Raw genomic sequence first — 9,403 nt, forward strand, 5'->3', positions numbered from 1 at the left:
TCGGCGGGCCCGCGCCCTCATTCCGCCCAAAAGGGCCGCGACTTAGCCGCCCATCATCGAAAGACGCCGACGTTTTGCCGCCCGATCGGGGGGCGGGCAGCGTGAGGCTTCGGCTTAGGCTGGGAGATCCCACTTGAGCGACACGGACCTGGCCGAGGCCGGCCCCCTGCGGCATGGACTCCTGGAAGGCGCCCTGGGCGGTTTGCTGGCCCTGGTCGCGATCACCGTCGCCCAGGCCGCCCTGCCCGATCCCGCCCGCCCAGCCCCGCATGCCCCCTCGCCCAGGGTCGCCGCGGTGGCCCAGCTCGCCGCCGCCCCGGTCGCCGCACCGGCCGCCCCACCCGTCGCGCCAGCGGTTCTGATCGCCTTCCAGGCGCCCCTGCCGGACGGCCAGGTCGGCTCGCCCTTCGGCCTGCGTCAGCTGCCCTGGGAAGACCACGCCCGCCTGCACGCCGGGGTCGACCTGGACGCGCCGGGACCCGAGCCGGTGCTGGCCGCGGCCGACGGGGTGGTCACGCGACTGGGCCAGGATCCCGGCTACGGCCGCTTCGTGGAGCTGAGGCACGCCCAGGGCCTGGTCACCCGCTACGGCCATCTCGAAAGGTTCGCGCAGGGCTTGGCGCCCGGCGATGCGGTGAAGGCCGGCGCGCCGGTCGGCCAGCTGGGCTCGACCGGGACCTCCACGGGTCCGCATCTGCACTTCGAGGTCCGCGACGCCGACGACCGGCCGATGAACCCGGAGATGTTCCTGGGACGCGCCTTCGCCACCGCCGCCGACCTGCCGCTCAAGGCGGCGCTGCGGACGCCCAGGCTGGTGCGCCTCGCCTATGTCTCGCGCATCCCCAAGGCCAAGCAGGCGCAGATGCAAGCCAGGCTGTCGGCGCAGGCCGCCGGCGAGGCCGCCGACGCCGGAGAGGCGACCGAGGCCCGATCGCCGCTCGGCGGCGTTTCGCTGCCTCGCGTGCACGGGCGGGTGCATATGCGGCTGCAGCTCGGATAATTCGCGCCTGGGCCCCGCGCGCCCCTCGCTCCCGACGGAAAGCCTGACCATATGCGTGTGATGGCAGCGAAGGGGTCCCCATGAAGTACAAGCAGCTCGGCCGCACCGGCCTCTTCGTGTCCGAGATCTGCCTCGGGACCATGACCTTCGGCGGTTCGGAACAGGCCGGTATGTGGCGCGCCATCGGCGCCCTGCAGCAGGTCGAGGTCGACGCCATCGTGGGCCGGGCCTTGGAGTCCGGGGTCAACTTCCTCGACACGGCCGATGTCTATTCCTTCGGCGAGTCCGAACGGCTCACCGGCCAGGCGCTGAAGAACCTGGGCGTGGCGCGCAAGGACGTGGTGGTCGCCACCAAGGTGAACGGCGAGATGGGGCCGGGGCCGAACGACCGCGCCTCGTCGCGCGGCCATATCATGGACAGCGTCCAGGGCAGTCTCGAGCGGCTGCAACTGGACCACATCGACCTCTACCAGATCCATGGCAACGACACCGTCACCCCGATCGAGGAGACCCTGCGCGCCCTCGACGATCTCGTCCGCCAGGGGCTGGTCCGCTACATCGGCGTCTCCAACTGGCAGGCCTGGAAGATCGCCAAGGCGCTGGGGATCAGCGAGGCCCGCGACTATGCGCGGTTCGAGACCCTGCAGGCCTACTACTCGATCGCCGGCCGCGACCTGGAGCGCGAGCTCGTCCCCATGCTGACCGCCGAGCGGCTCGGACTGATGGTCTGGTCGCCGCTGGCCGGCGGCCTGCTCTCCGGCAAGTTCGGGCCCGGCTCGAACAATCCCACCGACGCGCGGCGCACCAACTTCGATTTCCCGCCGGTGGACAAGGACCGCGCCTGGAAATGCGTCGAGGTCATGCGCGAGGTGGGCGAGGCGCACGGCGTCTCGGTGGCCCGCGTGGCGCTCGCCTGGCTGCTGGCCAAGCCGGCGGTGATGAGCATCATCATCGGGGCCAAGACCCTCGAACAGCTCGACGACAACCTGGCCGCCGCCGAGCTGACGCTCAGCGCCGAGCAGATGGCCCGGCTCGACGAGGTCAGCGCACTGCCGGCCGAATATCCCGCCTGGATGCTCGCCCGCCAGGGCGCTTCGCGCATTCCGCGGCCTTTCCAGAAGGCGGGCTGAGCGATACCGAAGGAGATGTCTTCCAGGGGGCGCGCGGCGATCCGCGGCGAGTTCATCGAGGTCGGCGGACGCCGGCTGCGCGCGGTGCGCGCCGGGCCGCCGGAGGCGCGGCCGCTGGTGGTGCTCGAGCACGGGGCCTTCGGCTGCGCGGCCGACTGGGCGGTGGTGCAGCAGCGGCTGGCCGTGAGAGGCTTCCGCAGCCTCGCCTACGACCGCGCCGGCCTCGGCTACTCCGATCCGGGCCCCGAGCCGCGCGACGGACGCGCCATCGTCGCCGATCTCGCCGCCCTGCTGCAGGCGTTGGACGAACGCGATCCGGTGGTCCTGGCGGGCCATTCCATGGGCGGGCTGATGGTGCGTCTGTTCGCGCTGACCCATCCTGACCGGGTGCTGGGCGTGGTGCTGGTCGACGCCGTGACGCCCGACGTCCTGAAGCTGCCCGCCGGCCCCGGCGCCGTGCGCTCCTTCTGGCGGCTGCTGCGCGTCACGCGCTTCGTCGCCCGCTTCGGGGTTATGCGGCCGATCTCCTGGCTCACCCACAACCTGATCGGCCTGACCGGCGAGGCCGCCACCGAAAAGCGCCACATCCACGGCTCGGCCAGCCATGCCCACTGGGCGGCGGAGGAAGTCGCCTGGTGGCCCGCGACCTCCGACCAGGCCGCCGAGGCGGAGTTCCCGCCGGGCCTGCCCATCGCGGTGATCACCGCCGGCGCCGAGCGCGGCGCGCCGACCCTGAAGAGCATCCAGGCGATCCCCGCCATCTCCTCGCGCCACGGCTATGTGGAGCACGTGGCCGGCGCCCGCCACGCCAGCCTGCTCGGCCTGCGCTTCGCCGACCCGATCGTGCGCGGAGTCGAACAGGTGCTGGCGGGCGTGAAGCGCTAGTCGGGCTCGCGCGCGACCAGGCCGCAGGCGGCGTGCAGCCGCGCCAGCGCGAGCGGCCGGGCCTCGATCAGCCGATCTCCGTCCATCGGCAGGGCGGCGCGGGCCTTCGGCGTATGCACCGAGAGCACCGCGCGATCCTCCTTCGGCAGGCGCGCCGCATGGCCGGCCAGGGCCCGCACCTCGCCGGGTCCATCGATCTCGAAACGCCCGTCCCAGACCGCCGTCTCGCCGCCCGCGACGACGAGCGGAGCCAGCCCGCCGCGCGCCGCCTCGCCGGGCTCGCGCAGGAACCTCACCTCGCGGTCGTCGGCTTCGATCCGCGCGCCGGCCAGGGTCGCGGCGAAGGCCTGCGCGGTCTGCAGCCGATCGGCCAGGGCGCCGATCCGCTCCGCCGAACTTGGCCGCGTCGTTCCCGCCGCGCAGAGGCAGGCGGCGCCGACGAAGGCCAAAGCCTGTTCCATCGTAGCGGCGCGCAGGAGGTCCCGCTCGATGAGCAGAACACCGGCGGCGTCCATGGTCGTGGCGGCGGCCAGGGCGTGCGTGTCCGGCGTCGCCGGCGCAGGCGACACGGGCGCGTCCGGCGCCAGGTCGCGCCGCGCCCGGGCGCGGGCATAGCGCGGGTCGGCGTTGGCGGGGTCCTCGATCCAGGCCTCGCCCCGCGCCGTCAGCCAGCCGCGGATCTCGCCGCGCCGGACGCCCAGCAGCGGCCGCAGCAGGAAGATCCTGCGGCCTTCCGGCCAGGCGGGCGAGGGACCCCATTCGCGCGGCTCCGGCGTCGAGCCGCCCGCCGCGCGCATGGCCCGCGCCTCGGCGATGTCGTCGGCGGTGTGACCCATCACGATGACGGCGGCCCCGGCGCCTCGGGCGGCGTCGGCCAGCAGGCGGTGGCGCGCCGCCCGCGCCGCGGCGGGCAGGCCGGTGGTCGGCTTGTCGCCGGTCCAGCTCAGGGCCTGGAAGCCGACGCCCAGCGCCGCGGCGCGCGCCGCGCAGGCCTGGGTCCAGGCCGCGCCCTGCGGCTGCAGGCCGTGGTCGAGGGTCAGCGCCAGGAGGGGCCGGCCAGCCGTGAGCGCCCAGGTGTGGGCGGCGAGCAGCAGGGCCACGGAATCGCCGCCGCCGGAGAGCGCCACCGCCACCGGCCGCGGGCTGGCGCGGCTCAGCCGCCGGTCGAACACCACGGCCGCATGGCGGTCGAGGTCGGGAAGCTCGGGCGCGAGGGCGGCTAGCCGCACTTCGCCTGGGCGGCGAGCGTGGCGGCGCGGGCCTTCACCGCGGCCGGCGCCTTCGGATAGTGCTTGGGGACTTCGGCCAGGGTCTGACAGGCGTCGGCCGGCTTCTTAAGCGCCACCAGCTCGCGGGCCAGCTCGACCACCGCGTCGGGCGCCCAGGCCGTCTGCGGCCAGCCGCGGATCGCGCCGATATAGGCGGTCGCCGCATCCGCATGCCCGCCCTTCACCGCCAGGGTCTTGCCCCACCAGTAGCGCGCCTCCGGCGTGCGGGGCGCGTCCGGATAGGTCTGCACATAGGCCCGGAAGGCGCCCTCGGCGCCCTCATAGTCGCCGCTCAGCATCAGTTGCCGGGCGTGGCCGAAAGCCTCTGTCGCACTGGCCTGGGCCGCGGCCGGGCTCGGCGGCTCGACGGGGGCCGGCGGGCTCGCCGCCGCGGTTTCCGCCGCCGCCTGCTTCTGCTCGATCGCCGCCAGCCGATCGGTGAGCGTCTTGACCTGGGCGCTCAGCGCCTGGTTGGCGCGCCGGGCCTGGTCCAGCTCGTGGCTGGTGGTCTCCAGCGAAGCGTTGATCTTGGTCAGCGACTGCTCCAGGTCGCCCAGGCGGTTGGCGAACTCGGCCAGCCGCGCGTCGGTGTCGACCATCTCGACCACCACCGGCTTGCCGGTGTCGCGGCCCTTGAAGACGATGGCGCGCATCTCCTTGATCGCCTTGTCCATGTCGTCGAGACGCCGCGCGTCACGCTTGGACAGCGACTCGTCGATGGGCGTTTGGGCCGCCACCGGGGCGGCGACCGGCACGGCCGCCAAAACCAGTCCCCCAAGGCATCCGACGACCGCCGCCGGACCTACGAAACGGCGAAGCCTCATCAGCCGCCCCGCGCGCCGGAGACGATGGCGGTGTGGCCGTTGCGGTTATGCTGGTCGGCCACGTCGCCGGAGCCCGCGTCCACCGGCTTCTCCTTGCCGTAGGAGATGGTGGTGATCCGGCCCGGATCGACCCCGTGGCCGACCAGGAACTCGCGAACCGCATTGGCTCGCCGCGCGCCGAGCGCCAGGTTGTACTCCCGCGTGCCCCGTTCGTCGCAATTGCCTTCGATGCGCACGGCCACGGCCGGATAGCGCTTCAGCCAGTCGGCCTGGGCGCCCAGGATCGGCTGGGCGTCGGCGCGGACGTCGTAGCGGTCGAAATCGAAATAGACCCGGTCGCCCACATTGACGACGAAGTCCTGCACGGAGCCGGGCAGGGCGCCCTGGGTCACCGGCGCCACCGGTGGCGGCGTGGTCTGACGCTCGGCGACCGGCGGCGGCGCGGATGAGGTCGTCGGGAAGCTCGGCTTGGGCCGGTGCGCGCAGGCGGCGAGCGAGGCGGCGGCGGTCCCGATCAGGACCAGTCGGAGCGCGGTCTTGCGGTTGAAGCTGGTGACCATGATCGAGGCGTCTCCATGAACGGGGGGGGTATTATATCGTACTACGATATTAAGCTCTATTGCAGCAAAGGCGACCAGGCGGGGTCCGACGCCGCGCCGGGATAGGGCACCGCCTGCTGCATCCGGCCGAGGACGTCGACGCTCCACAGCTTTGAGGCGCCGCCGGAGGTCTCGCGCGCGAACATCAGCACGCGGCCGTTGGGCGCCCAGGTGGGGCCCTCGTCAAGATAGCTGGAGGTGAGCAACCGCTCCTCCGAGCCGTCGGCCTTCATCACCCCGATGTGGAATTCGCCGCCGGTCTGTTTGGTGAAGGCGATGAACTCCCCGGTCGGGCTCCAGACCGGGGTCGTGTAGCGGCCGTCGCCGAACGAGATGCGGTGCGGGTTCGAGCCGTCGGCATTCATCACATAGAGCTGCGGGCTGCCCGCGCGGTCGGAGTTGAACACGATCCTCGTCCCATCCGGCGAGAAGGAGGGCGAGGTGTCGATGGCGGGATCGGTGGTGAGGCGCGTGCTGCTGTGGTTGCGCAGGTCCATGACGTAGACGTCGCTGTTGCCACCCCGCTCGACGGAGAAGGCGACCTTCTGGCCATCCGCCGAGAAGCGCGGCGCGAACACCATGCCCGGGAACTGGCCCAGGCTCTCGCGCCGGCCGGTATCCAGGTTGAACAGATAGATCGCCGAGCCCTCGGGGCGCAGCGCCATGTAGGTGATCTCCTGGCTGGTGGAGGAGAACCGGGGCGTCATGACGATGAACGAGCCGTCGGTCAGATAGCTCGGATTGGCGCCGTCCTGATCCATGATCGCCAGGCGCTTGGTCTTGGCGCCCCGCCCGCCGGTCTCGGCCACGAACACCACGCGGGTGTCGAAATAGCCCTTCTCGCCCGTGAGCTGCTGATAGACCGCGTCGGAGATCTGGTGGGCGATGCGCCGCCAGTTCTCGGGGCTGGCGGTGAATTCCTTGCCCAGCAGCTGCTTCTCGGCGAACACGTCCCACAGGCGGAAGGAGACCTTCAGCCGGCCGTTGTCGTTGGTCACCTCGCCGTTCAGCAGGGCCTGGGCGTTGATCTGCTTCCAGGCCGGGAACTGCGGCTCGACGGCGGTGGTCAGGCCCTTCTCGACGAAACTGTTCGGATCGAGCGGGCGGAACAGGCCCGAGCGGTTGAGGTTGGCGGAGATCACGCCGGCGATATCGGCGCCCACCTGGCCGCCGCCGAAGGCGGGGATGGCGATCGGCAGCGGCTGCACGTCGCCGCGGTTGACGTTGACCTCGATCTCGGCCCGCGCCGGGGCGGCGGCGACGCCGAAGCTCAGCGCCGCCAGCGCCAGTGTCAGGACCAGGGTCATCAGGCGCATGGAGGGGCTCCGAAGATGGGGTCGGGTCACGAGCAGGCCTCGCGGGCGTTGAAGTTTACGCTGATCTTCTCGCCGTAGAACTCCCGCGGCAGGCTGCGGAACGGCGCGGCGGCGAAGACGGCGCTGCGGGCGCGCGCGGCGGCCGCGTCGGCCACCCCGCCCTGGCCGCGGATCGCTTGGGTCGCGACCTCGCCCACCACATTGCCCCCGGCCCCCAGCTGGAAGGTCGCCTTGATGATCACGTCGCGGCCGCCCTGCACCTCGCAGTTGGGATTCCAGCGCCGCTGCAGTTCGTCGGCCAGCCCGCTGACCGCGGCGGCCGAGGCGCCGGTCCCGAGCGCCGGGTGGGCCTGCAGGGCGGTCTCGGTGCGCGCCGGACCCTTGGCGGCCGACGACGGCTTGGCGGGGGCGGGTTTCGACACCGCCTTCGACAGGCTGGCGGCCAGGGCGTCGAGGTCGAGGCTCTTCTCCGGCTTGGGCTTCTCGGCCTTGGCGGGCGTGGGGGCGGGTTTTGGCTTGGGGACCGGCGTCGGCGGCGAGGGCTTGGGCTCGGCGGGGGGCGAGGCGGCCTGCGGCGGGGCCTCGGCCACCGGCGCCTCCGTCTGGGCCTGTTGCACCTGCGGCGCCTGTTCGGCTTCGCGCAGGTTGGTGTCCGGCGCATTGGCCACGATGTTCACCGGCACCGCCGAACCGATCTTCAGGTCATGGGTGAACCGCCAGGAGATCAGCAGGGCGACCAGCACCGTTCCGTGCAGGGCCAGCGAGCCGACGAAAGCCGGCGAGACCTCGGTGCGTCTCACGGCTGCGGCGCCTCCTGGGCCGTCTGGGCGGACGCGGGCGGCGGCGGTTGATTGCCGGACGACGGCCCGCCGGTGTCGGTGATCAGGTTGATCGATGAGAAGCCGGAGGTCGACAGGGCGGCCATCACCTGGGCGACGATCTGATAGGCGGCGCGGCCGTCGGCGCGCACATAGATCGGCTTGCTGTGGTTGTCGCCGGCCATCTCGCGCAGCCTTGGCGCCAGCTGGCTGAACGCCACCTGACTTTCCTGCAGGAACAGGGTCCCGTCGGCCTTGATGGAGACCGTCAGGGGCTCGGTCTGATCCTGCATCGCGCCGGCTTCGGTCTTCGGCAGCTCGACCGGCACGCCGACGGTCAGCAAGGGGGCCGAGATCATGAAGATGATCAACAGCACCAGCATGACGTCCACCAGCGGGGTGACGTTGATCTCCGACAGGGCCCCGCGCCGGCCGCGGCCATAGCGCCGGCGGCTGCGCCGTCCGCCGGTGGCCGCGAAGGCGTCGTTGGCCGAAAGGCCCATGGCTCAGACCTTTTCCGCCAGCCGCCGCTGGATGGCGGTGGAGAGGTCGTCAGCGAAGCCCTCGAGCCGGGCCGAGTACTTGCCGGCCTTGGACGAGAAGGCGTTGAAAGCGATGTAGGCCGGGATCGCCGCCACCAGGCCGATGGCCGTGGCGAACAGCGCCTCGGCGATGGCCGGGGCGACCACCGCCAGATTGGTGTTCTTCTGGATGGCGATCGACTGGAACGCCGACATGATCCCCCAGACGGTGCCGAACAGGCCGATGAACGGCGAGGAGGTGGCGACGATGGCCAGGATGCTCAGGCCGTTCTCCACCTCCTGGCTCTCGCGCGCGATGATGGTGTCGAGCATCCGGTCGATGCGCTGGATCAGGAAGGCCGCCTGCGCGCCTTCCGCGCCGCCCTTGGACCGCGCATCGCGCCATTCGCGCAGGGCGCTCTGCAGCATGCGCGGCAGGGCATGGCGCGGCCGCTCGCCGGCCTCGGCCGCCACCTCCTCGAGGCTGCGCCCCGAACTGACCGCGTCCTCGAAGCGGTTGGCCTCGCGGTTCAGCCGCCCGAACCGGAAGGTCTTGTCGATGATCACCGTCCACGACCACAGCGACGCCATCGCCAGGCCGGCCATGACCAGCTTCACCACCCAGTCGGCGTGCAGGATCTGGTGGACCAGCGAGAAGGACTCGGGAGAGACGGCGGCGGTGGGGTCCATCAGGTGGTGAGGCTCCGAATTGTGGCGGTGTCCGGTTGGCCCGCAGTGGTGGCGAACTTAAGGCGCCGGGCTCAGCCGAACAGCGGCCTGAGCGCCTCGACGAGGCCCGGCGGCGGTCTTCGAGCCCGCCCATCGAGGCCGATGCAGGCGGCTTCCACCGCCGCTGTGGCGATCAGGTCGCCGCCGCGGAAAATCCGCTGCGCGATCATCAGTCGCGGGCCTTTGACGGCGTCATAGGTCGTGCGCACCACCAGCGCGTCGTCGATCCGCGCCGCGCGCTGGAAGTCGACGGTGATCCTGGTGACCGTGAAGGCCGCCGGGTCGGGCAGCTCCAGCAGCGCCTGGTGGCTGA

The 9,403-nt window shown here is 72.0% G+C and carries 11 protein-coding genes; 3 read left to right on the forward strand and 8 right to left on the reverse strand.

What is annotated here, in order from left to right; all coding sequences use genetic code 11:
- Positions 1 to 133: 133 nt before the first annotated feature.
- From VGT80_RS16090 to VGT80_RS16100, 3 genes are all read left to right on the forward strand, one after another.
- Positions 134 to 1,000, forward strand: coding sequence for a M23 family metallopeptidase (locus VGT80_RS16090; protein ID WP_327457575.1), 867 nt, complete (start codon positions 134 to 136; stop codon positions 998 to 1,000).
- Between the two features lie 80 nt (positions 1,001 to 1,080).
- Positions 1,081 to 2,130 carry an aldo/keto reductase gene (locus VGT80_RS16095; protein ID WP_327457577.1) on the forward strand — a complete coding sequence of 350 codons (1,050 nt, stop codon included), beginning with the start codon at positions 1,081 to 1,083 and terminating at the stop codon, positions 2,128 to 2,130.
- A 15-nt stretch (positions 2,131 to 2,145) separates the two neighbouring features.
- On the forward strand, positions 2,146 to 3,015 hold the full coding sequence (locus tag VGT80_RS16100; protein ID WP_327457579.1) for an alpha/beta fold hydrolase: 870 nt from the start codon (positions 2,146 to 2,148) through the stop codon (positions 3,013 to 3,015).
- Here VGT80_RS16100 and tilS read toward each other — a convergent pair.
- The 8 genes from tilS to VGT80_RS16140 all read right to left on the reverse strand — a co-directional run.
- Complete coding sequence (gene tilS, locus VGT80_RS16105) at positions 3,012 to 4,244, reverse strand: tRNA lysidine(34) synthetase TilS (protein WP_327457581.1); 1,233 nt, start codon at positions 4,242 to 4,244, stop codon at positions 3,012 to 3,014. The genes VGT80_RS16100 and tilS overlap by 4 nt on opposite strands.
- Entirely contained in the window at positions 4,235 to 5,038 is an 804-nt protein-coding gene (gene ybgF / locus VGT80_RS16110; protein ID WP_327457583.1) for a tol-pal system protein YbgF, read from the reverse strand. The genes tilS and ybgF overlap by 10 nt, the downstream gene beginning before the upstream one ends.
- A 68-nt stretch (positions 5,039 to 5,106) precedes the next feature.
- Complete coding sequence (pal, locus tag VGT80_RS16115; protein ID WP_327457585.1) at positions 5,107 to 5,667, reverse strand: peptidoglycan-associated lipoprotein Pal; 561 nt, start codon at positions 5,665 to 5,667, stop codon at positions 5,107 to 5,109.
- Positions 5,668 to 5,723: 56 nt separating this feature from the next.
- Positions 5,724 to 7,022, reverse strand: a complete 1,299-nt coding sequence (gene tolB, locus VGT80_RS16120) for a Tol-Pal system beta propeller repeat protein TolB (protein WP_327457587.1) — start codon at positions 7,020 to 7,022, stop codon at positions 5,724 to 5,726.
- Positions 7,023 to 7,048: 26 nt separating this feature from the next.
- Entirely contained in the window at positions 7,049 to 7,822 is a 774-nt protein-coding gene (locus VGT80_RS16125; RefSeq protein ID WP_327457589.1) for an energy transducer TonB, read from the reverse strand.
- Positions 7,819 to 8,343, reverse strand: a complete 525-nt coding sequence (locus VGT80_RS16130; protein WP_327457591.1) for an ExbD/TolR family protein — start codon at positions 8,341 to 8,343, stop codon at positions 7,819 to 7,821. Before VGT80_RS16130 ends, VGT80_RS16125 begins: the two co-directional genes overlap by 4 nt.
- Before the next feature lie 3 nt (positions 8,344 to 8,346).
- The gene (gene tolQ, locus VGT80_RS16135; protein WP_327457593.1) at positions 8,347 to 9,051 is read right to left on the reverse strand and encodes a protein TolQ; all 705 of its coding nucleotides are present in this window, start codon (positions 9,049 to 9,051) and stop codon (positions 8,347 to 8,349) included.
- Between the two features lie 71 nt (positions 9,052 to 9,122).
- On the reverse strand, positions 9,123 to 9,403 hold a 281-nt coding region (locus VGT80_RS16140; RefSeq protein WP_327457594.1), incomplete at its 5' end, for an acyl-CoA thioesterase.

Source organism: Phenylobacterium sp. (assembly GCF_035944335.1).
In the GTDB taxonomy this organism is placed as follows: domain Bacteria; phylum Pseudomonadota; class Alphaproteobacteria; order Caulobacterales; family Caulobacteraceae; genus Phenylobacterium.

Excerpts from the sequence above, each read along its gene's own strand:
- VGT80_RS16095 (WP_327457577.1), top strand. The coding sequence starts at position 1,081 with ATGAAGTACAAGCAGCTCGGCCGCACCGGCCTCTTCGTGTCCGAGATC.
- VGT80_RS16100 (WP_327457579.1), top strand. The coding sequence starts at position 2,146 with ATGTCTTCCAGGGGGCGCGCGGCGATCCGCGGCGAGTTCATCGAGGTC.
- pal (WP_327457585.1), bottom strand. The coding sequence starts at position 5,667 with ATGGTCACCAGCTTCAACCGCAAGACCGCGCTCCGACTGGTCCTGATC.
- tolB (WP_327457587.1), bottom strand. The coding sequence starts at position 7,022 with ATGCGCCTGATGACCCTGGTCCTGACACTGGCGCTGGCGGCGCTGAGC.
- VGT80_RS16130 (WP_327457591.1), bottom strand. The coding sequence starts at position 8,343 with ATGGGCCTTTCGGCCAACGACGCCTTCGCGGCCACCGGCGGACGGCGC.
- tolQ (WP_327457593.1), bottom strand. The coding sequence starts at position 9,051 with ATGGACCCCACCGCCGCCGTCTCTCCCGAGTCCTTCTCGCTGGTCCAC.